This is a genomic window from Allomuricauda ruestringensis DSM 13258, assembly GCF_000224085.1.
Lineage (GTDB): Bacteria > Bacteroidota > Bacteroidia > Flavobacteriales > Flavobacteriaceae > Flagellimonas > Flagellimonas ruestringensis.
This window is the reverse complement of record NC_015945.1, coordinates 972,706-998,087: the sequence shown is the minus strand read 5'-3', so window position 1 is coordinate 998,087 and position 25,382 is coordinate 972,706. Positions and strand designations below refer to the sequence as shown.

Sequence of the window (25,382 nt, the reverse complement as noted above, 5' to 3'; positions counted from 1 at the left end):
TTCTATATATGTTTTAAAAATGGCTCAAAGGCCTCAATATCCTTAATGTCTTCATAGTAATCAACGTCATTTTTTTCGTCCAAAAGGGCGACTTTTTCTGATTTTAAATCCGATAAGGTATCAGAAAGAACGGTGTCTGTGCCCCAAGTTTTGTTTTGGAACAGTTCAGTTTTTAAAGATTTCATTCCTAAAAGATAATATCCACCATCTTCGGCAGGTCCCAGAACATAGTTGTGATCTTTAAATTTTGAGAAAGCCTCTTCCAAATCGGACTGGTTTAGGTGGAACATATCGCTTCCAATAACGATGATGTTTTCAAAACCGGCTTGAAATCCTTCCCTAAAGGCGTTCATCATACGTTCACCCAAATCTTTTCCTTTCTGAAGCTTTTTTTGATACAGCTTGTTGTCCCAAATATCATCTTCCCAAATGCTTTCGGAATAATACACCCATTTTTCAACTTTTAAATCCTTGGTAAACGATACGGTTTTGTCCAACAAAAAATTGTAAATATCCAAAGCCGTTTTGTCGCCTACCTTGGCTGCCAATCGGGTCTTGCACTTGCCAAGTTCGGGGTTTCGGGTCAGGATTAAAAGTAGGTTTTTGCTCAACTTATTTAGATTTAGTTGGGGTTTGCAAAACGCTGTTTAAAGATAGGTAGATTTTTGGTTTCATTCCTTTCAAGCATGTGGGAATTATTTTTTTGAATGTAGCCTTGGTTGCCATTCAAAATGATTATTTCTTAGTTTCAAGAAGCATGTAAGGTGGGAGATAAAATTTCTTTATCTTGAAAAAGATTATTTTAACTTAAGGTAATGTTTAGACTTATTATCAGTTGCATGGTGGTGGCTGCACTTGTTTCTTGTAAGGAAAAAAGGGAAGAAGTGCCGAATCAACCGCAAGAGGAATCATGGTACAAGGAGGAGTATCGTCCGCAATTCCACTTTTCACCAAAGGAGAAATGGATGAACGACCCCAATGGTTTGGTCTTTAACCAAGGGGTTTACCATCTTTTTTACCAATATTACCCAGAGGATATTGTTTGGGGGCCCATGCATTGGGGACACGCTGTAAGTGAGGACTTGGTGCATTGGAAGCACAAGCCCATTGCACTTTACCCGGATGAACATGGCTATATTTTTTCCGGGAGTGCAGTTGTGGACAAGAATAACACATCGGGCTTTGGAGAAAATGGGGAAGCACCTTTGGTCGCCATTTTTACATACCATTCCAAGGAAGGAGAAGAGGCAGGGAGAATGGATTTTCAAACACAGGGTGTTGCTTATAGTTTGGACAATGGGAATACTTGGAACAAATATGAGGGCAATCCTATAATACAAAATGATGGCATTAAAGATTTTAGGGACCCCAAAGTATTTTGGCACGAGTCGTCACAAAGTTGGATTTTGACCTTGGTTGCCGGTGATCACGCCAAATTTTATACATCCAAAAACTTAAAGGATTGGACCTATTTGAGCGATTTTGGCAAATCGCAGGGTGCCCATGGCGGAGTATGGGAATGTCCCGATCTTTTTCCATTGCAAGTAGATGGTTCAGAAGAGGAAAAATGGGTGTTGATCATAAGTATAAACCCCGGAGCGCCCAATGGCGGTAGTGGAACCCAATATTTTGTGGGGGATTTTGATGGTAAGGTCTTTACTTCCAATCAAAAAGAACCTAAATGGTTGGACTATGGCACGGATAATTATGCAGGTGTGACCTATAACAATGTTCCAGGAAACGGTCGATTTTTTATTGGTTGGATGAGCAACTGGAACTATGCCCAGGACACCCCGACCAAAAAATGGCGAAGCGCAATGACGGTACCTCGAAAATTGTCGTTGCACAAAGTTGTAGATGATTACTTTTTGGCCAATTACCCAATTGACAAAATAAGTGATTTGACCAATTCAACACTGGTCAATGAGGTTGAGGTAGCGGCCAATACATCGGATACTTTGCAGGTAGAAGGGCTCAATCAATCAGAGATTCGGCTTAGAACGGCCGCTAAAAATTTTAAATTACTGTTTAAAAATGAATTGGACGAGGTGCTTGTACTGAGCATGGATTCTAAAAATCAGGTTTTTACTATAGATAGAACTTTGTCCGGAAAAGTTGATTTTCAAGAAGATTTTGGCGCCAAAAAACATGTAGCACCTTTGAAGGGTATGAAAGAGAACGTACTAGAGTTCAAAATCTTAATGGATTGGTCGTCCATGGAATTGTTTGTGGATCAAGGAATGCTTTCCATGACAGAACAGATATTCCCAACAGTTCCGTATCATACTTTGATTATCGTAAATGAGGATGAGCAAGCTCCAATTGTAATTAAATCCATTAAGAGGATGGAATCGATTTGGTAATACTTCCAAGAATGGAGTAGAAAAAAGGGGCTCCATTGCAGGAGCCCCATGAAAACACATTACTAACTATATTGGGTATTTTGATTGATGTGCCAGTGTTTAGTATAGCTAACTAATGTAAAGGTAGATACTGCTTAAAAGAGAGTAGACGGATAGTGCAATTACAGCGTACCAAAAAAGGTATCCTAGCTTTGCTTCTATAGTGTTCATTTTTCTGAGTGTTTATTTAGTTGAGTTAAAACTACACTCCTAAATTATCTAAAAGACACCCACCTGCAATCCATATTTTTATTGGTTGCAGTAATTAGGACATAATTGGTCGCAAAACTTATGTAAATGGAAAAAGTGTTCCGTATGGGATACGAGTGGCTTAGCAAATAAGGCGTTATTTGCTGAAATACAGCTGTTTATGGTATATAGGAAAGTGGGGGACCAAAAAGTTTTGGGAAGGATATTTGTTTTTGGAAGTACAAATATCCTTCCATAAAAGATATATGATTATAGCAATTAAACCAAAGGTGAACCTTTAAGTCGTTTTTCTATTTTACGCTTCTTAGCTGTAATGTTCTTCATGGTTTCCATTAATTTGGAATCCTTGGTTTTTTTATAGATCTCGTTAATGGAAAGAATCAAGCTCTTTGCTTCCCTTGAGGCCTTAACCCTATCGCTGGTGGACATGTGGCTCATGGGCCTTTTTTCAAACTCTTCCGCCTTTTCTAGTAATTCGTGGGTCATTTTTTATTTTTAAAATTATTCGTAATCGGCTAAATATAAGAGATAGTTTGATATTTTTTGCCTATGGAACCATTTGATTTTCATATTTATGAAAAGATTAAGAAGTTGAATCCAATAAGTCCTATTGAAATCTAAAAAAAATAACGGAATTGGGTTGATTTAACTTCTATCTGGTTGATAATCTGTCTATCTTCTTATGTAGGTCAAATCTGGAGCAAGGTGTTTTAAGCTATTTTTCAATGTTAAATTAATGTATCTTAAACGTAAAATAAATATTATCCGGGCTATTTTTGTATAAAAACTAGGCTTGAAAATTATTTGGAAAAATGTAGCGGGCAAAAGCAAGTTGAACCATGAGCATATCGTTAATTTGGAATATGCTATGCGGTTACAAGTTGTAAGGATACTAATCAATGAGGCAGAACACCTTATGGATTATCTTTCTTTGGTTGTTGTCGAAATCAATCTTTCCAGCGGTTATGTGTCTGTCCACGAAGAAACGCCAGAGCCACTTTTTTCCAAAATTGCCAACAACTTTGTGCAGCCAGAAACCCAAAAAGCTTCCAGCTCATCATCTTCCTTGGTGGCAACAATAAATGTTTAAGATCATTTAAGTCGATCTTAAAATGGATTGAGTAAATCTCGCCACAGCTATGTGGGTAAATTTAATTCAATAAGTTACCCAATATGGCAATCATAGGAAACATTATAAAAGGAGTTATTGAAGCGCGAGATGCTCTGAGCAAGGAAACAAGCCCGGTTGAGGAGCAGAAAAAAGTCTTGAAAGAATTATTGGACAAGGCCAAAGACACACAATTTGGTAAGCAATATAAATTTGCTGCCATTTTGGACTCCGATAACATACAAAAGGCATTTTCCGAAGCCATACCCTACCACGATTACAACAAGATCACCGAAGAATGGTGGAACAAGACCATTGAGGGCCAACCTGACATTACCTGGCCGGGCAGTCCTGACTTTTTTGCACTATCATCCGGGACTACGGGAAAAAAACCCAAAAGAATACCTGTTACCAAAGATATGTTGGATTCCATTACCCGCGCAGGCAGGCACCAAGTGTTTGCGATGAGCAATTTTGATATGCCCGCCGATTTTTTCGAGAAAGAAATCATGATGTTGGGGAGTTCCACCAACCTGCAGGAGCGCGACGGTAAAAAAGAAGGTGAAATAAGCGGAATAAGTGCCAGTAACATTCCATTTTGGTTTAAAAAATACTATAAACCTGGAGATGAAATCGCCAAAATAGACGATTGGGACGAACGTGTCCTGTCCATAGCCAAAAATGCCAAAAATTGGGATATTGGAGCCTTGAGCGGTATTCCTTCTTGGATGGAACTGATGCTCAAAAAGGTCATAGATTATCATAATGTGGGCAACATTCACGAGATATGGCCCAATTTGCAAGCCTACACCTCTGGAGGGGTTGCTTTTGATCCTTACGAGAAAAGTTTTAATGCCTTGTTGAATCATCCCATACAAATAATTGACACCTATTTGGCATCCGAAGGATTTTTTGCCTGTCAAAACAGGCCAGAGACCTCTGCGATGAAACTCATAACAGATAATGGCATCTATTTTGAGTTTGTACCGTTTGAACCCGAGTATGTAAACCAAGATGGATCATTAGCAGATGATGCACCCTCCATTACTTTGGATGAGGTGGAAGAAGATGTGGATTATGTTTTGATCATATCCACCGTATCTGGAGCATGGCGATACATCATTGGCGACACCATTGCCTTTGCCGATGTGGAACGTGCTGAAATAAAAATTACCGGACGCACCAAGTTTTTTTTGAATACCGTAGGTTCTCAACTTTCTGTAAACAAGCTAAATGACGCCGTAAAACATTTGGAAGAAGAGCTGAACATCAAGATTCCCGAATATACCCTTTGCGCCAAACGTTTTGATGATGGATTTTACCACTCTTGGTATTTGGGATCCGATAAAAGTATGGACAAAGAAAAAACCGCTACCATTTTGGATAATTACCTTAAAGACGCCAATAAAAATTACAAGGTGGCCCGAAGCAAAGCTTTGAAAGGCGTAAAAGTGAATTTTGTGCCCCAACAAATGTTTTCGGATTGGAACGGGGCCAACAAGAAAAAGGGCGGGCAGGTAAAAATGGAACGGGTAATGGGCGAGGACCGCTTCAAGGAATGGGAAGATTTTGTATCCCAACAATCATAAGAGGTTGTTTTTGATGGAGTCTTGCTCCTTTACCATTTCCATAATTTCATCTGGAGAGAGGTAATATTGTTTTATTCTTGTTTTGTAGGTTTCATCAATTTGGGAATGGTTAAGAATAAACCGTTTGGTCTTCAAAATATATTCGGACATACCCCGAGATACTGCAAACGAATCCGCAGCACGTTCCGCTTTTTTAACAAATTCCTTCAAAAGCACATAGCGAATCCCAAAACCAATAAGGTTAAGGTTGCCCCGCTGTTGGTAGTCCATAACATGACCGAGTTCGTGGCCTATCCATCCAATTAAAACATCTTTGGGCACATCTGCCGTTTTAAACTCTTTCCCGGATATTTTAAACTTTTCACTGATCAAAATTACATAGCTGCGCTTGTTTTTGGATTTAAGAAGGCCGCTCCATGTAGGTTGGGCTTGCATCACCGATTTTTTAATGTTTTTTTTAAACTTGAACTCAATGGGAATGCCCTTAAGTTCTGGGAAATGCTGCAAGGCAATTTTAACCTCTTGCTTTATATTGTCGGGGATTGTGTTTTTGGGTTCTTTCAAAATAACGATAACTAAAAATACGGCTATGAGTAGTAGAAAAAGTAGTTTTAGTTTTCTTTTCAAGATTAAAGGATTAAAAAAAGAGGGAGTCTAAAAAGTATTGAAATGCGTCATTCTGAACCTGCCTACTGGCCAGGCAGGTTTATTTCAGAATCTCATCGTGCTGATAAACATACAATTATGAGAACCTGAAACAAGTTCAGGTTGACGACCATTGACTTTTTAAACATCCTCTTTTCGACTTGATTATTTTTTATTAAAACTGGTATCGGAGTCCAAGAGCTATATCCAAGTCGAGGTCATCGGAATAATTGTCGTTAAAACCTAGTTCCGGTCTCATGTCCAGCGAAATGAGCAATGGGATTTCGAAATCATACTCAATACCAATATCACCCGCAACAAGGGCAAAAACCCCATCGTTCTCACCTGCATCAAAAGATCCTACACCACCACCGGCACCAACATACCAATGAAATCCTCCGTCTATGGGCATTACCCATTGGTACAGACCCACTAGTTTAAAGGCATCCACATTGTTGGAATCTCTCCAACCCAGATCAAACTCCAATCTGTTGTATTCCTTGAGATAACGTTGATAGGAGATTTCCCCTCCAAATCCGTCGTTATCGCCCACTCTTATACCCAATGCGTTTTTTGATATGCTCTGGGCACTTACGGTTGTTGCTCCGATTAAAAATAGCATTAAAAATAGATTCTTCATGATTGTTTTCTTTTGAGACAAAGATAGTTTTGTATTGGGGTTGACTTATCTCTATTGAATTAATGGTTGATGCAAATAAGAATTGAGATGGGCTTATAACAACGGTTTGAAGAATTTGAACAATCCTTCCAAAAATCTGAACCAAATGGTCCTGTTCTGAAAGCGCTCCAAAGTAACGGGTTCCGATTTTTCACATATTTTTTGAAACTCTGCGGTCATTTCGGCGTTAATTCCTTGGTTATAAATAAGGATATTGGTCTCGTAGTTGAGTTCAAAGCTTCGGCTATCAAAATTTCCAGAGCCGATGGACACCAAATCATCATCGACAATCATTATTTTGCTATGGGAGAAATCTTCTCGAAGATATATTTTTACGCCAACCTGAAGCAATTCTTCAAAATGGGAGAACATGGCAAACTTAGCTGCTTTGGAATCGGATTTTTTGGGCACCAAAAGGGAGATATCCACACCTTCCATTGCTGTAATTTTTAAACTTTGTAAAAAAGCCTCCCCTGGCACAAAATAGGGGTTTGCTATGCAAATGGAACTTTTGGCCTGGTTCATCATGCCAATATATTGTTGCATAATGGTAGGATGCTTGGAATCTGGCCCCCCGGCTACCACTTGTGCACGAACATCGCCTGCCGTTTGTTGCTCGGATAGGTAGTCTGCGATATGGAAATCCTCTTTGTTGCTTGCAAAAAAGTAATCTTTAAGGAAAATCAGATGTAGATCGTTTACAATGGGCCCTTCGAGTTTTAAGTGGGTATCTTTCCATTTGCCCAGTTCGTTTTCTCGTTTAATGTATTTGTCGGAAACATTGACACCACCGGTAAAAGCCACTTTGTTGTCAATGATCACAATTTTTCGATGGTTCCTAAAATTGAGCGAGAACAGCAGATTTTTAAGTCGAATCGGCATTATGGGATAGATCTTTACCCCAACATCCTGAAACTTTTTTCTGGGGCGCCCCCTTAATTGGTAGCTGCCCAAGGAATCGTAAATAATTCTAACTTCTACACCTTCTTTGATTTTTCTTTCAAAAAGTTCCAACATTTTGTCCAAAAGGGTGCCTCTTTCCAAAATATAGTACTGTACATGGATAAAGTTTTTGGCCTCTTCCATGGCTTTGAAAAGTACATTGAAGGTTTCCTCGCCATCTTGAAGAGGTATTATTTTGTTTCCTGTTTTTGCAGTGGTGTTGGAGTTGGCTTTTATTAATCGGTTGAGTCTTTCTTTTCGAATATCTGCATCAAAATGGGTCAAAAATTTTTCTTGGGCGGAAATTTTAGGGGGAGTGTATTTGTTCCTTTTTTCAAACTCTTTGGTGTTGAAGAATTTGAACTTTCTGCGGTTCATCCCAAACAGATAGTAGAGTGCTGCTCCCAAAATGGGCAGGGTTATAATGGCAAGCGCCCAGCTTATGGAGCGCGACGGCCTTCTTCCGTGATAAATTATGGCCCCAATGGCCCAAACGGAGGTCAGAACATATAGAATGGTAAGGACAGTCTTCAAAAAAAATGGTGGTGTTTATTTGTTCTAAGGTATAAACGAATATTGGTTTATCAACACTTTGGGGAAAGAATTAGGGGGGAAGGGCAATAAAAAAACTCTGGCAAAAACTTGCCAGAGTTATGTGGTATAGTGTGAAAATTATTGGGGACTGTCGTCTGTGGCATCTTCGACTTCATCTTCCACGTCATCGGCAGCATCCTCAATGTCGTCCCCAACATCATCTGCGGCATCTTCCACATCATCGGCAGCATCCTCGACTCCGTCTTTCACATCTTCAATAGCCTCTTCGGCTTTATCTTCTTTTGTTTCTCTGCAACTGGTCATACTCAAGGTAAGTGCCATTGCAATTAGCATTGTAAATAAACTTATTGACTTTCTCATGGGTTCTCTGATTTTAGGTTAATGATTTTTAATTAGTGTGCTTCTATAATTTTTTTCTTCCTGTTATCAACGAAATAATAAACAATACAATAAATATGAAGAAAAGGATTTTAGCTATACTTGCTGCTCCTGCAGCAATTCCACCAAATCCGAATATACCGGCAATAATGGCCAATATTATAAAGGTGACTGTCCATCGTAACATAATAGTAGTGTTTTTAGTTAATGCCTGATTAACTGTTAATCAGTACATTACAAATATAGCTTAGTTGTGGTCCAGAATTTATCGCTTTTCATGTTTATATTGACTCAAAAGAAGCATTTCACGTTTTTTGGTGTAAAAATCTTGTTTTTAGAAGGTTGTGGGTGCGTTTTTAATGTTGCAGCCCAACAAATAATGGCCCCAATTGGGTGTTTGAGCTCAAATTTTTCAGAAAAAATTCGTTGGACAGGCGTTTGGCCTTCAATTTTACCTTTTTGGGATTTTGGATAATTTCTTCCAACCTTTTTGCGTCGGAATCTTTGCTAAGCCAATCGGAGGCCTGTTCTTTGGGGAGAATAACAGGGGCGCGGTTGCTAATGTTGTGATAGCTGGAAACGAATGGGTCCGTTTTGCCTACCGTTAATGCAGTGCACAAAAAACCATCGTTTAGCCTGTTGTATGTGCCTGCTAAGTAAAAGGGTTTTTCGGATGGCTTATAAATATAGTAGCTACAGGTATTGCCATTTTCCAAAAGATGGGTGTAAAAGCCTGTTGCAATGATCAAACAGCGCCTCTTTTTATAGGAATCCTGCATCCAGCCAACGCTTTGCAGCTCATCCATCTGCACGTTCAATGTATTGGTCTTGTCCTGAAAAATTTGCCAGTCTTCTTTAAAGTCTTGGGGCATAAGTCCCCAAATGGCAAACGATATTTTGTTTGGGTTTTCCATGGTCACCACACATAGGTTGGTTTCATGAAAGCCATTGATAATGGGGTTTGGCAGGTATAAATTTGGATATCTGAACGGGATTCCAAACTCTTTTTCTATCTCTTCTCTCCCTGCTTCATTTGAAAGTTTGTAAATCATAATTATCTGGAATCTTATCTCCAAATAAGCATTAAGTTGGCAAAAAGGTTGACTCAAACAAATTTAATTGTGATGCTTTCCATAAATTTTATCAAAATGCACAACAGGTTAAAACTATTTTAAAGGTGAAGGTGAATAGTTGTACAAACCGCCACAAAGCCTATCTTTATGGGATTAAGACCTAATTTGAAATAAACAGCAGTATATATCCCAATGATAAAAATCAAAGTTGCCGCCCAAGACACCGCCGAATCGGTTGGGCAAATCAAAAATGTGATTGGAGGGGAAATAGAGGAAAGATGGGGGCAGTACACTTTGAGTGTTTCCAATGATAAGGCAAAGGGGAGTATCCGTTTCATCACCTTCGATTGGGGGGTAAGTTTATTGGAACTGGACATTATTTTTTTTGATGAGGTATTGATTGAGGTGGACACTTCAAATTTTAACCCCATCAATTTTTATTATTGTTTGGAAGGTTATTGCGGACATAAGTTCGGGTACCAGCCGGAGGACGAGATAAAGATCATGGAGCAGTTCCAGTCCGTTATCTTGACCAATCGTGATGGAGGAATTACGGACAGGTATTTTCCCAAAGATGTGAAGGTTTCCCAGACCGTGATACAGGTGCGTAGAAAGCCGTTCTTGCGCAAAAGATTAAACCAGGGAGAGGAACTCAACAAACAATTGTACAAAGTATTTTTGGACACCGACCAGGAAAAAGTGTTTGCTTACTACGGTTCTTATAATTTGAAAATAGCCGAGGTGATGTCCGCTATAAAAAAAGTCAAGGCTAAGGGAATGATCCGTATTATGATGATCGAGGGCTATGTTTATCAAATACTATCCATGCACATGATGCAGCATAACAAAGAGATGATGAACAAAAGGCCTCAAACCAGCTTATTGAAAAGGGAGCTGAAGACGATTCGAAGCTATGCAAAAAAAATAGAAAAGAACATCGCCAAGGATTTTTCGTTGGAAGATATTTCCGCCGAGACTGGACTAACGCAAGCAAAGCTCCAAGAAGGGTTTAAGTTGTTGTACAATAAAACGGTAACGGAATATATAAGGCATGCAAGGCTGGAACTGGCCCGCGATTACATTACAACCACCGAAATGAACATTTCCGAGGTGGTATATTCCATTGGATTTACCAGTAGGAGTTATTTTTCCAAAATCTTCAAGGAGAAATATGGTATAAGTCCAAGTGAATTCAAGAACAGTAAAAAAAGCGCTCAGGTAGTAGATTGATATAAACCTGAAAGGGCTAAAAGCAAAAAAACGGCAAATTATTGGGTTTGCCCACACAGCGGTGTGCAAAATTGTTCAAGACTAAGGATGCTTTGATAAACATGGGTTATCTCTACGCGAAGTAACGGGTCTGGGGCATCTATCCTAAAGGATAGCCGCAGTTTTTCTTTATCCACGTACAGCTTACCGTGATCCAAGGGGCGGGGCAGGGAGAGCATTTTCAAGTTATGGAACTCCGCTGCTGCATCAGGAATGCGGAATTGAAAGGAAAAGCGGAAGACCATATTGTCCAGCACGTTTATTTTGGCCACACCTGTTTGTGGCAATTTTTGGAGGATGATACGGCTCTGCTGCCGTTGCACCCGGTTAAGGAATTGCCCGTTTTGGTGGTTTGTGATTTCCAGCGCTGCAAAGGTAATGTGCAGTTGGGTATGGGAATTTTGGTGGAGGAAGTTTTTAATGGTTTGAATGGGGCTTGGAGTTGGATTTTTTAACATTGGAATAGGTTAAGAAGGCAATTAAAGATAAGATATTTTTTGATATTAACACTATATATAGGGAAGATTTATTTCTATATATAGTGCAACTTGGAGCATGCGAAATAAATTAAGCCGTGAAGAGAAATTATTTATACGAGATTTTGGAATGAATCTCAGGGCTTTACGTGAAGAGCGGAATTTATCGCAAACCAAATTGGAGGCCATTGCCGGATTATCCAAAAATCAAGTGTGGCGCATTGAAAACGGCGAAGTGAATACTACCATATCCAACTTGAAATTACTTGCCAAGGCATTGAATATTGATATTGCACAGCTTTTTGAGTTTAGGGATTGATTTATAAAATCAATTTGGCCGATCATCGGTTTTATTCCTATTTTGGGTGTATACAGATGTATTTTATCTTTATATAAACAAGTTACCACTCATTTGAACGCAAGCATACTCAAAATCATAATGAATGAATAAAACCGCTGAATCTGCATGGAAAGAATGTCTGATTTTCATTAAAGACAATTTACAGCCTCAAGCTTATAAAACTTGGTTCGAACCAGTTATACCGATTAAATTGGAAAATGACACTCTGACTATTCAAGTTCCAAGTAAATTTTTTCACGAATGGATTGAGGAACATTATCTGAAATTATTAAGAGTAGCATTAATCAAATTTATTGGAGAAAAAGCTAAACTGAATTACCAAATAAGAGTTGATTATACTTATAGCAGTCTCAATATAACAAATGTTGAAAAATCCTTAGAATATGATGTTTTTATTTCACACTCTTCTGAGGATAAAGATAGTTTTGTAAGACCGTTGGTAATTGAACTTCAGCAATTAGGGATTAGAGTATGGTATGATGAATTTGAACTGAAATTAGGAGATAGTTTAAGAAAATCAATTGATAAAGGTTTAATTAATTCTAGATATGGAATTATAATTTTATCTAAATCATTTTTTAATCGAAATTGGACACAATACGAGCTAAACGGATTTGTAAATAGAGAAATGAATGGTTTAAAGGTAATTTTACCAATCTGGCATAACGTAACAAAGGAAGAAGTGCAAAACTTCAGCCCTTCTTTAGCAGATAAAGTTGCATTAAACAGTGAACTAAAAGATATAAATGGAATTGCAAATGACATCTATACTTTCTTAACTAAAACTGATTAAAAACGTGTGGTAACAACGTTAACCATTGCACAAGCCCTTGAACAGTAGGAAAAAGACCGATTTTAAGCCCAGAATACAATTCGATTCAGTTTTGTTTCCAAAACAAAAGTCCCGCCCCGAAAGATTATGAAATTACAATTCCACTTTGGTTATTGTATAATAACGAAGATATTTACACTAACATTTTCTTTAATGTAAAAGAGGCGAAAAAACTACAATAATCAATTGGCGGTGATTTCTTAGATTCAGTGTTGTAAAGTTCCGTATGTGTGAACAAAGATTATAACTGAAATGGTTACTAGGGGAAAATGAGTTTTTTGATTTTTCGCTTCACTCTTGAACTATTTTTTATACAGTTCAAAAGTTCTTCTTTAATAATTGGTTTGATGCTTCCTAAAATATGATAATCGATTCCCTCGACAGGATAAACGGATTCAAATGTTTTCAAGTCATAATCATCGATTTCGTCAAGATAAATAAAGGTGTCCAGCGGAAAGGAAAAACCTGTATCATCGCAAAGCTCTTTGCCATTGGGAAAAAGGTAACAACTAATACACCTTTCGGGGTATTCCATACAACCAGAAACTTTTATATCATCGGGAATGAAATCCTGCGAGGTCGGCAAACTTGCAACAACCAATTTATTGTTTTCTATATATATTGGAATGAAATATTTAGGTTTTGAACCTCCTTTTTTAAAATAAAAAGTCGGAAAGTATAAAACCGTAAAAGGATTAATTGCCATAGAGCCTTTTTATGTCCTTTTGCTCTAGGTAATTAAAATAGATATCCTTCTTGCCTTCAGGCAGAAGATTTGATAAGTCAATTTTTATATCAGTTGTTGTCTTGGTCCTGTTGTGAAAACTGTCAAGAAGATTATTCTCTTTAGATAATTTATACCAAAGTGTATGAGGCTTGTGAGAGAACTCAATAAGTTCATTTGCGGTCATATTGCCCAATTTGGCAATAAGTGTGTTTAGCAATTCAATCTCCGAATCTGAAAATTCATCATCATTGAATTCATTTTTGGCGCACACAAAATTTCCATCATAACCATTCATTGATGTGATTTCAATAAAATCCGATAACATAAATGGATCATTGATTTCAGCGTATATGTCTTCTGCGACCGGCCCTAAATGCCATACTTCCCACTCCAATCCAAGAAATGGTTTGCCAAACTTTTTCATTGAAAACTCTTCAATAAAATAAAGAAGTTTAATGATTTTGGTTTTAGAAACAGGTTCTCCTATATTCTTACAAAGATAAACTAGGGTATTACCGATTTTCTCTATTTCGGATTTAGAATAGGCCATATGATTGGTTGTATATCCCATCTATAAAATATACGTAAAATAGATGAAAAAAGTATGTCAAAGATATAAAAATTAGGACAGGATTACCCCTATCTTCAAAATTGACCACTAAAAATTGAACTCAATTTGATTAGTAATTGGCATCTGTACATGTATGCGTATTAATCCCCAAAAATCTTTGGCTATGCTACTTTGAAAAATCCTTTGCACTGAATATCCAGTAAGAATGATACTTTCCCATTTTGACCTCAACATCAAACCTAAGTTGTACCAAAAGGTTCAAAATATTGTTGCATACTCTTTTCGTGGATTCCCCAAAGGCTCTTTATCTCCCTATATGGTCTTAAGGTCATTTAATGGCACTATCAACTCGGCGCCCTTTCTACTCTCTCGCTCCCATAAGATTGCACCTTGTGGTGGTGCGGAATTTACTTCACTTAGCTTGCTCGTTAAAAAGCACGGTTGCGAAAGACAATAAACAAAAAACCCGGCAATTTTGCCGGGTTTTTTGTGGTACCTCCAGGAATCGAACCAGGGACACACGGATTTTCAGTCCGTTGCTCTACCAACTGAGCTAAGGTACCAAGCTTTATTAAGCGGGTGCAAATATAATTTCAAAAATAGGATATACAAACAAAAACCCGAAAAAAAGGTTCTGATTTTTTCCAATTCCCGATCTTTGCCATATGAATTTGGTTATCGACATCGGCAACACCCTCGTTAAATATGCTGTTTTCCAGAACAGAAAGTTAATCTATGACCAAACCTCGGCCTCCCGTCTGTTCTTGTCAATAATAAAGGAGTTGTTCGAAAAATACCCGAGTATTAACAAAGCCATACTATCGTCCGTAGGTAAATTGGACAGAAAGGAAAGAGATGTCGTGGCCCTTTTTTGCAAGGTGCATGTGCTTACCAATAATTCCAAAGTCCCTTTTAAGAACAGTTATGCCACCCCAAACACCTTGGGAGTAGACCGCTTGGCCTTGGCCGCTGCGGCATATTACCAAAATCCGCGCGGAAATACTTTAGTGATAGATGCCGGTACCTGTATCACCTACGATATGGTGAACAATGCCGGGGAATACGTTGGAGGGGCTATTTCGCCCGGTGTTAGGATGCGGTACAATGCCATGCACAACCAAACCGCTGGACTGCCATTGCTTGGTCCGGACGAATTGTTGGATTTTATAGGCAACTCAACGGAATCCTGCATGCACAGCGGTGTAATCAATGGTGTCACCCAAGAAGTGGATGGGGTTATTGCGCAATATCAATCTCGTTTTCAAGATTTAACAGTTATTTTAACAGGCGGAGACTCCCATTTTTTTGCCAAAAGGCTAAAAAACACCATATTTGCGAACTCCAAATTTCTCTTGGAGGGGCTAAACTGCTTGCTGGAATACAATACAAATTGAATGATTAAAAAAATTCTGATCGCTTTTTTCTGCGTGACTGCCCATGGCTTGTTCGCACAAAATGGAACTATTTCGCCATATTCTTATTTTGGAATCGGCGACCACCGGGACAACGGGTCCGTGGACAACCAAATGATGGGCGGTATAAGTATGTATGGGGACAGCATCCATATAAATCTATCCAATCCAGCGGCATACTCCAAGCTTAGGTTAACTGCATATACAGCAGGATTGTCCCATAAAGAATACCGGCTTAAGAGTTGGAACGAAGAACAGAACACCTCCGTTACCAATTTGGATTACCTTTCCATTGGTTTTCCTTTGGCAAAAAATGTAGGTTTCGGTTTTGGTCTAATGCCTTATTCCTCTGTTGGCTACAGTTTAAATTCCTCCTCCGAAAACAGTCAAGGTGCGGAAGTGGTCAATTTTTTTACTGGAGAAGGAGGGCTTAACAGATTGTATGCCTCCATTGGGTTTGAGCCCATCAAAAATCTTAGTTTAGGAGTTACCGCCAACTTCAATTTTGGAACTTTGGAATACGAAAGAATCCAGAGTGTGGAAGGAGTACAGTTCGGAACCTTGGACAATCGTGAGTCTAAAATAAACGGTTACGATTTTAAATATGCCTTAAACTATACACCTACAATAAAAGATAAATACACACTTTACACCTCAGTTTTGGTAAACACCCAAGGTAATTTGGTATCCAAAAACACACAAACGCTTGGGTCCTTTTCACTTTCAAACGGAAATAACGTAGAGGTAGTGGATGTAAACCTCGATGCGTCCAACCTTCGGAACACCGAATTAAAGATACCCACGCGGACAACCGTAGGGCTTGGTTTTGGGGAGAATAAAAAATGGTTTTTAGGAGCGGAGTACAGTTTTCAACAGATGAGCGATTTTGACAATACGTTCCTAGGTTTGGACAACGTAACATATAACGATGCCAGCACTTATGCATTTGGAGGATATTGGGTGCCCGATTACCGTTCGCTTTCAGGATATTTTAAAAGAGTCACCTATCGTGCCGGATTAAGGTATGATGTAAGTGGTATGACAGTGAACAACAAAGAAATAAACAACTTTGGCATAACTTTTGGATTAGGATTACCGGTAGGAGCAAACTTTTCCAATCTTAATGTAGGTTTTGAATTGGGAAGACGTGGAACCACCGACCAAAACTTAATTGAAGAAAGTTATTTCAAAATCAATATAGGCTTATCGTTAAACGATAGATGGTTTCAGCAGAGAAAAATAAATTGATAGGCCATTTTTTTGAAAATTTGATAAATAACCACCCATAAAAGGTCCTGTAAAAGGATTTTTTAATGAAAATTTGTACTTTAACAGCTTTAAAACTAGTAAGATGAAAAAGAGACACTACTTAACAATGATAATGGTCACCATGTTGACGGGATTAAGTATGGCACAAGCACAGAACCCCGAGTGTATGACCAATCTATCGATTTATGCAGAACACGTAAAGGTTAAAAATTATGATGCAGCTTATGAACCATGGAAAATGGTTTACGAAAGCTGTCCGGATATTAACAAAGCCAATTTCTCCTATGGAGAAAGAATTTTGAAGGCCAAAGTTGAGAGTTCAACAGGAGCTGAAAAAGATGGTTACATTCAAGATTTGTTGGACTTGTACGATAATAGCCTAAAATATTTCCCAACAAAATACAGTAAAGCCGGTGTGGCGATAGACAAGGCATTGTTGTTGTACGAGAACAAAATGGCTTCGGACGAAGAGTTGTTCAATATGTTGGACAAAGGTTTCCAAGAAGATCAAGCTAATTTCAAGAACCCAAGAGCTTTGTACCTATATTTCTCTAGCCTTGTAGATTTGCATGGTGCTGGTAAAAAAGATCTTCAGGATGTATTCAATACTTATGATGATGTTACTGGAAAAATAGAAGAGGAAAACAAGGAATTGACCGATGTGGTAACCAAACTTCTTCCTAAAGATTCTTTGGGTACATTGACCTCTAAAGAGAAAAGAGCCCTTAGAGTTGCTACAGTAAACTCTGAGTCTTTTGGTAAAGTGGCAAGCAGTGTGGATTCCAAATTGGGAGCACTTGCCGACTGTGACAACCTTATTCCATTGTACGAAAAAAGCTTTGATGAAAAGAAAGATGATGTTAAGTGGGTAAAACGTGCCGTAGGAAGAATGTTCTCTAAAGAATGTACCGACGACCCAATGTTCAGAAAATTGTTCGAGGCCCAATTGGCTTTGGACCCATCCGCAGATGCATACATGTACGGTGGGGTGCTAAAACAAAAATCTGGAGATATGAACGGTGCCCTTGCTGACTTTAACAAAGCAGTAGGGTTGGAAACGGATTCATATAAAAAATCTGATATCCTTTATAAAATTGCAACAACTGTTAGAAACAGTAGCAAATCACAAGCAAGAAGCTATGCACTTAAGGCTATCGATGCAAATCCGGCGAATGGTAAAGCATATTTGTTGATTGCCAATCTTTACGCATCCAGTGCAAACGCTTGTGGTAGTACACCGTTCGAAAAGAGAGCAATTTATTGGAAAGCTGCCGATATGGCCAGAAAAGCCGGTAGGGTAGACCCTGCTCTAAGTAGCCGTGCCAATCAAACAGCGGCCAGTTATGCTGCCAAGGCACCGTCCAAAGAGATGATCTTCAGCTCAGGAAAAGCGGGTCAAAGCATTTCTTTCAGCTGTTGGGTAGGAGGTAGTGTTACGGTACCTAATCTGTAGTGAAACAAACATCAGGACATATTTTAAAGAGCTTTGCCACGGTTTTTACCGTGGCAATCCTTTTTATGTCATGTGGTGACGATTACCAAAGGGTGGGCGAGGAAGCCGTTAAACCTTTGTTTCCACAAGGTGTGGCACAAAATTTTACTTTGACCTATACGGAGACGGTAGAGGCCATGAGCACCCAAGACTCTGCCAGTTCGAGGGTAGTGGCCGTGCTTAGAAGCCCATTGTCCGAAGATTTTGACAATCAAAGGTTTAAATTCCGTACCTTCCCAAAAGGACTTCAGGTTGATTTTTACGATGAAAAAAACCAAAAAAGTGTTATTGTAGCCGATTATGGTATTGTATATTCACAGACCAATTTGATAGATTTGCAAGGAAATGTGGTAATAGAAAGCCATGATGGAAAAAAACTGGAGACAGACCAGTTGTACTTTGATAGAAAGAACAATTGGATTTTTACCGAAGCCGCATTTAAATACACCAATCCTGAAGATGGAACCGTAATGGACGGCGAAGGAATGGATTTTAATAAGGATTTCACTTTTTTCAAGGCCCACAAGACCTACGGATTAATGACGATTAAAGAAGAATAGGATGATCAAAATTTTACGATACACAGAATACCTATACTTGGCCGTAGCGGTCATTTCCATTTATAAGATTGTTACACTTTGGAGCGTAAATCCAAAGGATACCTACATATTTATCTTCTTTGCGGTGGTTTCCATTGCTATGTTCATTTTCAGAAGAAGATATCGCAAACGCTTTGAACAACGAAAAAAGGATAATCAACAATAACATTGGATTCCTCCCTTATTATTATAGTTCTTTCCCTGCTGTTTTCAGCATTTTTCTCAGGAATGGAGATTGCCTTCGTTTCAGCCAACAAAATTCATATTGAAATAGAGAAAAAGCAAGAAGGTTTCTTGGCCAAGGTGCTTACCCTGCTTACCGATAAACCTTCAAAATTTATTGCCACCATGCTCATAGGCAATAACATTGCACTGGTTGTATACGGACTTTTTATGGGAGATGTACTTATGGACTGGTTTCAAAACTTGTTGCCGACAAATTATCAGTTCTTAAATGCCCTGTTATCAGATTTCAGTTTGCTTTCCCAAACGGTCATTTCAACCTTGTTGATTTTGTTGACAGCGGAATTTTTGCCCAAGGTGTTTTTTCAGATATATTCCAATGCCCTGATTAAGGTTTTTGCAGTACCCGCCTATTTTTTTTACCTCTTGTTCTCTGTTATATCTTGGTTTGTAATCAAAGTATCCGATTTTATCTTGAGGGTGTTTTTCAAAACCGAGGGTGATGAGGTACAACTGTCCTTCACCAAACTGGAATTGGGGGATTATATCAATGAGCAAATGGAAACCGTTGAGGAAGAGGATGATGTAGATTCCGAAATACAGATTTTTCAGAATGCATTGGAGTTTTCAACCGTAAAAGCGAGGGAAGTAATGGTGCCCCGTACCGAGATTACCGCGGTAGAAATCAGCGAGACACCAAAAAACCTTGCCAAACTATTTTCTGAAACCGGTTATTCAAAAATTCTGATTTATAAAGACAGTATTGACGAAATAATCGGTTATGTGCACTCCTACGAGCTGTTCAAAAAGCCCAAGACCATAAAAAGTATATTGCTTCCCGTTGAATTTGTTCCTGAGACCATGCTTATTCAGGATATATTAAATGTACTGACCAAAAAACGTAAAAGTATGGCCGTTGTATTGGACGAATACGGAGGTACCTCGGGTATTTTGACCGTAGAGGACATTATAGAGGAACTTTTTGGGGAGATTGAAGACGAACACGATTCCACCGATCTTTATGAAGAACAAATAAGTGAGACCGAGTATAAGTTTTCGGCCCGTATGGAGGTGGATTACATTAACGAAAACTATAAATTGGAGCTACCCGAAGGAGAAGAATATGAAACCTTGGGTGGATTGATCGTAAATAAGACGGGTGAAATTCCCGAACAGGATTCAGAAGTGACCGTCGGCAACTTCACCTTCAAGATTTTGGAGGTATCTACTACCAAAATAGATTTGGTAAGTGTGCGCGTTCATACTGAAGATTAATAATTTCCGTCCCTTTTTTGGCTTTCCTATTTGAAAAGAAAGTGGTATTTTCGCCCACTGAATTTAAAGAAAACAAGCAGTAAAATGGCAATATTAGAGAATATTAGAAAACGAACAACAGTTCTTATTCTGATTATTGGTTTGGCGTTGTTCGCATTCGTAATATCGGGAGTATTCAGCAGCGACAATTTTTCTGGTGGAAAAGTAGGCTCCACGGTTGCAGAGGTGAATGGAGAAAATATTCCCATCAACGAGTTTAGAGCTCAGGTTGAAACAGCTTCCAGAAGATATGGACCCAGTGTTACTTCAACCCAGTTGGTGAACATGGTATACGATCAAGAAGTAAGAAAGACCATTTTGAACCAACAGTTCGAAGAATTGGGAATTGATGTGGAAAGCGACCAGATCATTGAATTTGTGAGAACTTCGGGTTATGCCCAAATTCCAGATTTTCAAGACGAGAACGGAGTATTTAACGAACAAGTCTTTAAAAGTGCCATTGCCGATTGGAAAGCAAACGACCCTTTGCGTTACGATGCCTGGTTGCAAGATGAGGCATCCATTATACAAGCGGCCAAGGAGCGTATGTACTTCAACTTGGTAAAAGGAGGGGTTACTGCTACCCTTACCGAAGGAGAGATGAACTATAACATGGCCAACGATAAGGTGGATTTGCAATACGTTCGCATTCCTTACACTTCCATTGCTGATAGTACAATCAAAATTTCCAAAGGTGATATCGAAGCGTACATCAACGACCACAAAGCATTGTTTGAACAAGACAAAGCCCGTGATATCCGATTTGTGTATTTTGAGGAAAAACCATCTGCAGAAGATGAGAACAATGTAAAAGAAGAGATTACCGCTTTGATGGATGATTCTGTTGAATATTCAGAGGCAACGGATGCCAACGATACCATTCTTGGTTTTAGAAATACCAAAAACATGGCCGCGTTTCTGGACAGATATTCTGACACCAAACTTGATACCATATACAAAGCTAAAAAGGACCTTCCTTCTGTAGTGGCCGATACATTGATGGCGATGAGTGTTGGAGAAGTATATGGACCATACAAGGATGGGGATTCTTATAAAGTGTCCAAAGTAATGGACAGAAAAGAAAATGGAACCGTAAAGGCAAGTCATATCCTTATAACCTGGGAAGGAGCTGAGCGTGCCAACCCATCTATTACAAGAACCAAAGAGGAGGCAGAGGCAGAGGCAAAAAGATTATTGGCCGAGGCCAGAAAAGAAGATGTGATTTTCACTGCTTTGGCGCGGGATAATTCAGACGGCCCTTCCGCACCACGTGGAGGAGACCTTGGGTATTTTCAAGAAGGGGTAATGGCAGATGGGTTCAACGATTTTTGTTTTGGAAATCCAACGGGAACAGTTGGTTTGGTAGAAACGCAATTTGGATACCACATAATTAAAGTTGACGACAAACAAGATGTGGTTCAGGTAGCTACCTTGGCAAGAGAAATTGAACCATCAGAAACGACCATCAATACCTTGTTCACCGATGCGACCAAGTACGAAATGGCCGTTATGGATGCAGAACCAGAAAACTTTGGGGATATTGCCAAAGAAAGCAGCTACACAGTTAGACCCGTAAACAAAATCAAGGAGATGGAAGAGAATCTTCCGGGTCTTGGTTCACAACGAAGCATTGTACAGTGGGCTTTTAACGAAGACACCAGTGTAGGGGATATTAAACGATTTAACGTAAACAACGGCTATGCCGTGGTACAGTTGACCAAAAAGTACAAAAAAGGACTTATGGCCCCCGAAGATGCCTCAGCAACAGCATTGCCAGCTATTAGAAAAGAGCTTAAGGCAAAACAAATCATAGCAGCAAACAAAGGAAAAGCCATGGATGCCATCGCTTCGGACAATAATGTAAGTCAAAGCACAGCCTCTGCAGTAACATTGTCGTCGCCAACCTTGCCGGGAGCAGGTAGGGAGCCTTTAGTGGTTGGAACAGCGTTTGCCATGGATAAAGACCAGACTTCCGATTTGATTAAAGGAAACACAGGGGTGTACATGATCAAGGTTACCAACAAAACCGAAGCTCCAGATGTAGAAAACTATAGCACCTACGCTCAAAATTTGCAGACAAGTGCAGCTGCAAGGGTCAATGGTGCGGTTTACAATGCTTTGAAGGACAAAGCAGAGATAGAAGATAAAAGAGCTACATTCTACTAGGATTTAGCGATATGAGATAATAAAACGCCTCCTGAACGGGAGGCGCTTTTTATTGGAGCATTATTATTTGCTTTCAGGTTCATCCCATTTCATCTTATAGCAGATATGGGTGATTTTTCCTTTGGAATCAACTGTGATTTCAAAACCTTGTTTGGTGCGGAAATAGGCATCACGGAGAAAATACCATTTGCCATTTTTAAAAAAGAACTCTCTTTTGTCCGGTTTCCATTCTGCAATAGGGTATATGTAATCTAAAAGTACTTGAAAATACGGGGCGGATTCTTTGTTCAAAAAAAAATCATCCCTAATATAACTAGTAAGTTCAGGCAAGTCGGTACTGGTTTTAATGCGCTCAAATCGTTTTACTTGCTCTCCATTGTCGATAACGATAAACTCATTGACCTGCTTTTCTTTTTCACCATAGATATTTTTGGTCTCTTGAGTGATGTAGAACACATTATATTTCAGGATATTTTTAACCGACTCTGAAGTAACCAAATTATAGTTAGTGGTGCAACTTTTATATAAAAAGTTGTCCAGTCTATGGGAGGCCTCAAGGCTATCTTGGCCAAATGTGACATGGACAAAGAGAAGAAGGGTTCCCACCAGGAAATTTCTAGACATCCTTTTATTACTTTGTAACATTTTGCAAATAGTTTGATGAATATGTTCAAACTTATATGTAATGGATGGAATTTTTGGGCACCAATTGATGGATGGCCGGTTTGGATGGATGGATACCCTTTAGAGAGTGATAAATAGATATGTGAAACGAAAGAGGGGCTTAATATTAAGCCCCTCTTCATTAATTTATCAATTATTTTTACTGTCTTATATACGTGGCGGTATATTCACCATTTTCAAAAAAATCATCATTGAGTTTAAGTTCCAAGATACCGTTTTCTTGGTCCCAAGTGCCTCCTGTAATACAACCGATCCCATAATCAGGACAAAAAGCTAGGTTACTTGTTGGCAACACTTCGCCGCAAACTACAGATATGGTACCATCGTTCACCAAAGCAGTGTTGCTGGTACAATATTGCAGTAACCCTCCATCAGCTGTTTCTAAATACCAATTTCCATCTGGTGTTTGAGATATGTTAATTGTTGGAATGGTACCAGTGGACCCAGCTCCACAAACGGAGTTGCTAACCGTGTACGCGCCAGATAAATCGGCAAAACAATTTACTGTCAAATTAAAACTTTGATTAGAATATTGGTAAACATCGCCATCATTTTGATGAACTTTAACAGTAAAGGTAAATACGTCTCCTATCCTTAATTCTTCGGCAGAAACTCCTGTTTCTTCTATAAATTCATTTAATGATGTTAAACTGAAAGTAAATGGAACCGATTCAAATGAGCCCACACTTATTTCAGCTCCGCCATTAAATCGCTTGACAATTTCGAACTTGGATATATCTGTTTCAATACCAGAAACTTTCTCCACGTTCATTTCAATAGTATTTACACTAAAGTCTACTATGGAGTTTTCCAAATTCTCAGGGGTTAATGGAATTCCTTGTACGCTTCCCGATCCACTAATGTCTATAAGAACACCAGCAGTATCTCTTTCTTGTAATACTTGAGCTTCTTCTTCTGAGTCACACCCAGATAATATACTAACAAGTATAAGAGCTAACCATAAAAGTTTTATACGTTTCATAATATTTTGTCTTTAAGTTTAAATGATTAGTTTACATCCCACCAAACCTTGGTGGTAAGGGCATCGCTTCCTTGATCTGCAACTGCTTCGCTGACATTGGATCCGTTCAACGCTACTTCATCGTTAGTGTAAGTGTATCTCGTAGGAATACTGTTTACGCCTGGTTGAGGGTCTACCGCCAAAGTTAGGTTTGAAGGAATGTCAGATCTTCTCCATTCGGCCCATGTCTCATATCCTTGTAAAAAAGTTCCCACCCATAATTGTTCAGCAATTGATTGATACCCATTGTATGCGGGAGTATAACTTGCTGGATCTAAACCATTTTGTTCCAATGAAGCGGCAACTCCAGCATTAAAATACGCTTCTGGATCACCACCCATACCATGTACTTCTGCAACTTCAGCAAGTAAAAGGTTTACTTGAGCAGCAGTGATGAAGTACAAAGGTGCATCCGCAGCCATGAATGCATCACCGATTTCTGAAACCGTTCCAGCTCCATAACCATTTAGTCCGGGATTGATATACCCTGCCGGTTTACCTCTATATTCATTGGCATCATTTGGATTGGCATAAACTGCCAAGCGAGGGTCATTTTCTGCCAACATAAAATCAACCAAAGCCTCTCCCATGCACCATTCTGCTTCGCGCCCATTTAAGACTGTACCATAATGTGGATTTATGTTGGGTGCTGTTATACTGGAAAATTGGATAAAGGCATTGTCGGACGAATTTGTAATCAAATCCCCGGAGTCTATTAAAGATTGTAATTCGGCTGTACTGAAAAGAGATGTTTCAGAGACCCTCATTAAGGCTCTGAATTTAACTGAAGTTGCAAATTTCACCCACTTAGATACATCTCCTCCATAAATTAAATCCTGATCAGAGTTGATAGCCCCTTCACCAGATTTAAATTTGGCAATAGCCTCATCCAGTAGTTCAAATATTTGGGTGTAAACCTCTTGTTGGGTATCATATTTAGGATTGTAATTTCCATCGGTTGCTAAATTCGCTTCACTAGCCGGAATATTACCGAATGCATCAGTCAGGGTTTGAAGTGCAATGGCTTTTAGGGTCAAGGCGGTACCTTGAACCGCTTGGTTGTTTGCTTCTTCTGCCAAAAGGTACATTTCATCTGCTTCGGAAATTACATTCAAGTAGAGTGTGTTCCAAAAAGTGTTAATGGCCCCTAGTCTTGGAAAATATCTATCGGCATCATTATATATGGGTTTGGAAATATGCTGAGGCCAAGTTGAAGCGCATTCGCCAGCGGTAAAAATATCATAAAGTTCATTGATAAGAGCTCTCTCTATGAAGCCCAGTTGTAAATCTACCGAAATCACAGTGGGCTCGTCTGGATCTGTATTGATTTCCTCGAAATCTCTATCACAACCTATAAGAGCTAACCCAAGACTTAGGGTGAAAAGAAAAGCGAAAGAATTATATATATTTTTCATGGTCTTTTTA

Annotated in this window: 27 protein-coding genes and 1 tRNA gene; 13 read left to right on the top strand and 15 right to left on the bottom strand. The window is 39.0% G+C overall.

The features are described 5' to 3' along the window. Nucleotides 1-2: 2 nt before the first annotated feature. On the bottom strand, nucleotides 3-611 hold the full coding sequence (locus MURRU_RS04530) for a TIGR04282 family arsenosugar biosynthesis glycosyltransferase (protein WP_014032243.1): 609 nt from the start codon (nucleotides 609-611) through the stop codon (nucleotides 3-5). 204 nt (nucleotides 612-815) lie between these two features. Between MURRU_RS04530 and MURRU_RS04525 the strand changes: the two genes are divergently transcribed. Then, complete coding sequence (locus tag MURRU_RS04525; protein WP_014032242.1) at nucleotides 816-2,363, top strand: glycoside hydrolase family 32 protein; 1,548 nt, start codon at nucleotides 816-818, stop codon at nucleotides 2,361-2,363. Nucleotides 2,364-2,870: 507 nt separating this feature from the next. Here the strand turns inward: MURRU_RS04525 and MURRU_RS04520 are convergent. Next, entirely contained in the window at nucleotides 2,871-3,098 is a 228-nt protein-coding gene (locus MURRU_RS04520) for a hypothetical protein (RefSeq protein WP_014032240.1), read from the bottom strand. 307 nt (nucleotides 3,099-3,405) lie between these two features. On the opposite strand from MURRU_RS04520, the gene MURRU_RS04515 reads away from it, so the two are divergent. Further along, nucleotides 3,406-3,702: a hypothetical protein gene (locus MURRU_RS04515; protein WP_014032239.1), complete on the top strand. Its 297-nt coding sequence runs from the start codon at nucleotides 3,406-3,408 to the stop codon at nucleotides 3,700-3,702. Between the two features lie 83 nt (nucleotides 3,703-3,785). Beyond that, nucleotides 3,786-5,309, top strand: a complete 1,524-nt coding sequence (locus tag MURRU_RS04510) for a GH3 family acyl-acid amido synthetase (RefSeq protein WP_014032238.1) — start codon at nucleotides 3,786-3,788, stop codon at nucleotides 5,307-5,309. On the opposite strand, the gene MURRU_RS04505 is transcribed toward MURRU_RS04510, so the two are convergent. The 6 genes from MURRU_RS04505 to MURRU_RS04480 form a co-directional block, all read right to left on the bottom strand. Further along, nucleotides 5,304-5,936 (bottom strand): hypothetical protein, encoded by a 633-nt coding sequence (locus MURRU_RS04505; RefSeq protein WP_014032237.1) that lies wholly within the window; start codon nucleotides 5,934-5,936, stop codon nucleotides 5,304-5,306. The two genes, MURRU_RS04510 and MURRU_RS04505, sit on opposite strands and share 6 nt — an antisense overlap. Before the next feature lie 193 nt (nucleotides 5,937-6,129). After that, the gene (locus MURRU_RS04500; protein ID WP_041801311.1) at nucleotides 6,130-6,594 is read right to left on the bottom strand and encodes a hypothetical protein; all 465 of its coding nucleotides are present in this window, start codon (nucleotides 6,592-6,594) and stop codon (nucleotides 6,130-6,132) included. A 93-nt stretch (nucleotides 6,595-6,687) separates the two neighbouring features. Continuing rightward, nucleotides 6,688-8,109 carry a cardiolipin synthase gene (gene cls, locus MURRU_RS04495; RefSeq protein ID WP_014032235.1) on the bottom strand — a complete coding sequence of 474 codons (1,422 nt, stop codon included), beginning with the start codon at nucleotides 8,107-8,109 and terminating at the stop codon, nucleotides 6,688-6,690. A gap of 138 nt (nucleotides 8,110-8,247) precedes the next feature. After that, entirely contained in the window at nucleotides 8,248-8,490 is a 243-nt protein-coding gene (locus MURRU_RS04490; protein ID WP_014032234.1) for a hypothetical protein, read from the bottom strand. 43 nt (nucleotides 8,491-8,533) lie between these two features. Further along, the gene (locus tag MURRU_RS17595; protein WP_014032233.1) at nucleotides 8,534-8,695 is read right to left on the bottom strand and encodes a DUF1328 family protein; all 162 of its coding nucleotides are present in this window, start codon (nucleotides 8,693-8,695) and stop codon (nucleotides 8,534-8,536) included. A gap of 169 nt (nucleotides 8,696-8,864) precedes the next feature. Further along, complete coding sequence (locus tag MURRU_RS04480) at nucleotides 8,865-9,560, bottom strand: SOS response-associated peptidase (protein ID WP_014032232.1); 696 nt, start codon at nucleotides 9,558-9,560, stop codon at nucleotides 8,865-8,867. 213 nt (nucleotides 9,561-9,773) lie between these two features. Between MURRU_RS04480 and MURRU_RS04475 the strand changes: the two genes are divergently transcribed. Next, nucleotides 9,774-10,811, top strand: coding sequence for a helix-turn-helix domain-containing protein (locus tag MURRU_RS04475; protein ID WP_014032231.1), 1,038 nt, complete (start codon nucleotides 9,774-9,776; stop codon nucleotides 10,809-10,811). A 38-nt stretch (nucleotides 10,812-10,849) separates the two neighbouring features. Here MURRU_RS04475 and MURRU_RS17755 read toward each other — a convergent pair whose 3' ends face one another. After that, nucleotides 10,850-11,308 carry a hypothetical protein gene (locus MURRU_RS17755; protein ID WP_014032230.1) on the bottom strand — a complete coding sequence of 153 codons (459 nt, stop codon included), beginning with the start codon at nucleotides 11,306-11,308 and terminating at the stop codon, nucleotides 10,850-10,852. Between the two features lie 97 nt (nucleotides 11,309-11,405). Here MURRU_RS17755 and MURRU_RS04465 point away from each other — a divergent pair, with 97 nt between their 5' ends. Together MURRU_RS04465 and MURRU_RS17305 are read left to right on the top strand one after the other, a co-directional pair. After that, nucleotides 11,406-11,645: a helix-turn-helix domain-containing protein gene (locus MURRU_RS04465; RefSeq protein ID WP_014032229.1), complete on the top strand. Its 240-nt coding sequence runs from the start codon at nucleotides 11,406-11,408 to the stop codon at nucleotides 11,643-11,645. 124 nt (nucleotides 11,646-11,769) lie between these two features. Then, nucleotides 11,770-12,480, top strand: a complete 711-nt coding sequence (locus MURRU_RS17305) for a toll/interleukin-1 receptor domain-containing protein (RefSeq protein ID WP_014032228.1) — start codon at nucleotides 11,770-11,772, stop codon at nucleotides 12,478-12,480. A gap of 298 nt (nucleotides 12,481-12,778) precedes the next feature. On the opposite strand, the gene MURRU_RS04455 is transcribed toward MURRU_RS17305, so the two are convergent. The 3 genes from MURRU_RS04455 to MURRU_RS04445 form a co-directional block, all read right to left on the bottom strand. Further along, entirely contained in the window at nucleotides 12,779-13,225 is a 447-nt protein-coding gene (locus tag MURRU_RS04455; RefSeq protein WP_014032227.1) for a hypothetical protein, read from the bottom strand. Continuing rightward, nucleotides 13,215-13,796, bottom strand: coding sequence for a Panacea domain-containing protein (locus MURRU_RS04450; protein ID WP_014032226.1), 582 nt, complete (start codon nucleotides 13,794-13,796; stop codon nucleotides 13,215-13,217). The genes MURRU_RS04455 and MURRU_RS04450 overlap by 11 nt, the downstream gene beginning before the upstream one ends. A 511-nt stretch (nucleotides 13,797-14,307) precedes the next feature. Beyond that, a tRNA-Phe gene (locus MURRU_RS04445) sits at nucleotides 14,308-14,380 on the bottom strand. 102 nt (nucleotides 14,381-14,482) lie between these two features. Here MURRU_RS04445 and MURRU_RS04440 point away from each other — a divergent pair. The 7 genes from MURRU_RS04440 (at nucleotide 14,483) to MURRU_RS04410 (ending at nucleotide 22,252) form a co-directional block, all read left to right on the top strand. Continuing rightward, nucleotides 14,483-15,211: a type III pantothenate kinase gene (locus tag MURRU_RS04440; protein WP_014032225.1), complete on the top strand. Its 729-nt coding sequence runs from the start codon at nucleotides 14,483-14,485 to the stop codon at nucleotides 15,209-15,211. After that, nucleotides 15,212-16,477 (top strand): BamG family beta-barrel-assembly machinery protein, encoded by a 1,266-nt coding sequence (locus MURRU_RS04435; protein WP_014032224.1) that lies wholly within the window; start codon nucleotides 15,212-15,214, stop codon nucleotides 16,475-16,477. It begins immediately after the preceding gene. A gap of 103 nt (nucleotides 16,478-16,580) precedes the next feature. Next, nucleotides 16,581-17,951, top strand: a complete 1,371-nt coding sequence (locus tag MURRU_RS04430) for a hypothetical protein (RefSeq protein WP_014032223.1) — start codon at nucleotides 16,581-16,583, stop codon at nucleotides 17,949-17,951. Further along, the gene (gene lptC, locus MURRU_RS04425) at nucleotides 17,951-18,550 is read left to right on the top strand and encodes an LPS export ABC transporter periplasmic protein LptC (protein WP_014032222.1); all 600 of its coding nucleotides are present in this window, start codon (nucleotides 17,951-17,953) and stop codon (nucleotides 18,548-18,550) included. The genes MURRU_RS04430 and lptC overlap by 1 nt, the downstream gene beginning before the upstream one ends. Nucleotide 18,551: 1 nt before the next feature. Next, nucleotides 18,552-18,755 carry a hypothetical protein gene (locus MURRU_RS04420; protein WP_014032221.1) on the top strand — a complete coding sequence of 68 codons (204 nt, stop codon included), beginning with the start codon at nucleotides 18,552-18,554 and terminating at the stop codon, nucleotides 18,753-18,755. A gap of 62 nt (nucleotides 18,756-18,817) precedes the next feature. Continuing rightward, the gene (locus MURRU_RS04415) at nucleotides 18,818-20,047 is read left to right on the top strand and encodes a hemolysin family protein (RefSeq protein WP_470207091.1); all 1,230 of its coding nucleotides are present in this window, start codon (nucleotides 18,818-18,820) and stop codon (nucleotides 20,045-20,047) included. An 84-nt stretch (nucleotides 20,048-20,131) separates the two neighbouring features. Further along, nucleotides 20,132-22,252 (top strand): peptidylprolyl isomerase, encoded by a 2,121-nt coding sequence (locus MURRU_RS04410; protein WP_014032219.1) that lies wholly within the window; start codon nucleotides 20,132-20,134, stop codon nucleotides 22,250-22,252. 63 nt (nucleotides 22,253-22,315) lie between these two features. Here MURRU_RS04410 and MURRU_RS04405 read toward each other — a convergent pair whose 3' ends face one another. From MURRU_RS04405 to MURRU_RS04395, 3 genes are all read right to left on the bottom strand, one after another. Beyond that, nucleotides 22,316-22,876, bottom strand: coding sequence for a hypothetical protein (locus tag MURRU_RS04405; RefSeq protein ID WP_014032218.1), 561 nt, complete (start codon nucleotides 22,874-22,876; stop codon nucleotides 22,316-22,318). Between the two features lie 199 nt (nucleotides 22,877-23,075). After that, nucleotides 23,076-23,918 (bottom strand): hypothetical protein, encoded by an 843-nt coding sequence (locus MURRU_RS04400; RefSeq protein ID WP_014032217.1) that lies wholly within the window; start codon nucleotides 23,916-23,918, stop codon nucleotides 23,076-23,078. Nucleotides 23,919-23,944: 26 nt separating this feature from the next. Next, complete coding sequence (locus tag MURRU_RS04395; RefSeq protein ID WP_014032216.1) at nucleotides 23,945-25,372, bottom strand: SusD/RagB family nutrient-binding outer membrane lipoprotein; 1,428 nt, start codon at nucleotides 25,370-25,372, stop codon at nucleotides 23,945-23,947. Between the last annotated feature and the right edge of the window lie 10 nt (nucleotides 25,373-25,382).

Bases quoted from the DNA above. Each gene is read 5' to 3' on its own strand.
- MURRU_RS17305 (WP_014032228.1), top strand. From the start codon at position 11,770: ATGAATAAAACCGCTGAATCTGCATGGAAAGAATGTCTGATTTTCATT.
- MURRU_RS04440 (WP_014032225.1), top strand. From the start codon at position 14,483: ATGAATTTGGTTATCGACATCGGCAACACCCTCGTTAAATATGCTGTT.
- MURRU_RS04395 (WP_014032216.1), bottom strand. From the start codon at position 25,372: ATGAAAAATATATATAATTCTTTCGCTTTTCTTTTCACCCTAAGTCTT.
- MURRU_RS04510 (WP_014032238.1), top strand. From the start codon at position 3,786: ATGGCAATCATAGGAAACATTATAAAAGGAGTTATTGAAGCGCGAGAT.
- MURRU_RS04465 (WP_014032229.1), top strand. From the start codon at position 11,406: ATGCGAAATAAATTAAGCCGTGAAGAGAAATTATTTATACGAGATTTT.
- MURRU_RS04415 (WP_470207091.1), top strand. From the start codon at position 18,818: ATGGAGATTGCCTTCGTTTCAGCCAACAAAATTCATATTGAAATAGAG.
- MURRU_RS04490 (WP_014032234.1), bottom strand. From the start codon at position 8,490: ATGAGAAAGTCAATAAGTTTATTTACAATGCTAATTGCAATGGCACTT.
- MURRU_RS17755 (WP_014032230.1), bottom strand. From the start codon at position 11,308: ATGTTAAAAAATCCAACTCCAAGCCCCATTCAAACCATTAAAAACTTC.
- MURRU_RS04410 (WP_014032219.1), top strand. From the start codon at position 20,132: ATGGCAATATTAGAGAATATTAGAAAACGAACAACAGTTCTTATTCTG.
- MURRU_RS04480 (WP_014032232.1), bottom strand. From the start codon at position 9,560: ATGATTTACAAACTTTCAAATGAAGCAGGGAGAGAAGAGATAGAAAAA.
- MURRU_RS04520 (WP_014032240.1), bottom strand. From the start codon at position 3,098: ATGACCCACGAATTACTAGAAAAGGCGGAAGAGTTTGAAAAAAGGCCC.
- MURRU_RS04525 (WP_014032242.1), top strand. From the start codon at position 816: ATGTTTAGACTTATTATCAGTTGCATGGTGGTGGCTGCACTTGTTTCT.
- MURRU_RS04435 (WP_014032224.1), top strand. From the start codon at position 15,212: ATGATTAAAAAAATTCTGATCGCTTTTTTCTGCGTGACTGCCCATGGC.
- MURRU_RS04430 (WP_014032223.1), top strand. From the start codon at position 16,581: ATGAAAAAGAGACACTACTTAACAATGATAATGGTCACCATGTTGACG.
- MURRU_RS17595 (WP_014032233.1), bottom strand. From the start codon at position 8,695: ATGTTACGATGGACAGTCACCTTTATAATATTGGCCATTATTGCCGGT.
- MURRU_RS04420 (WP_014032221.1), top strand. From the start codon at position 18,552: ATGATCAAAATTTTACGATACACAGAATACCTATACTTGGCCGTAGCG.
- MURRU_RS04405 (WP_014032218.1), bottom strand. From the start codon at position 22,876: ATGTCTAGAAATTTCCTGGTGGGAACCCTTCTTCTCTTTGTCCATGTC.
- MURRU_RS04475 (WP_014032231.1), top strand. From the start codon at position 9,774: ATGATAAAAATCAAAGTTGCCGCCCAAGACACCGCCGAATCGGTTGGG.
- MURRU_RS04500 (WP_041801311.1), bottom strand. From the start codon at position 6,594: ATGAAGAATCTATTTTTAATGCTATTTTTAATCGGAGCAACAACCGTA.
- MURRU_RS04455 (WP_014032227.1), bottom strand. From the start codon at position 13,225: ATGGCAATTAATCCTTTTACGGTTTTATACTTTCCGACTTTTTATTTT.
- MURRU_RS04450 (WP_014032226.1), bottom strand. From the start codon at position 13,796: ATGGCCTATTCTAAATCCGAAATAGAGAAAATCGGTAATACCCTAGTT.
- MURRU_RS04400 (WP_014032217.1), bottom strand. From the start codon at position 23,918: ATGAAACGTATAAAACTTTTATGGTTAGCTCTTATACTTGTTAGTATA.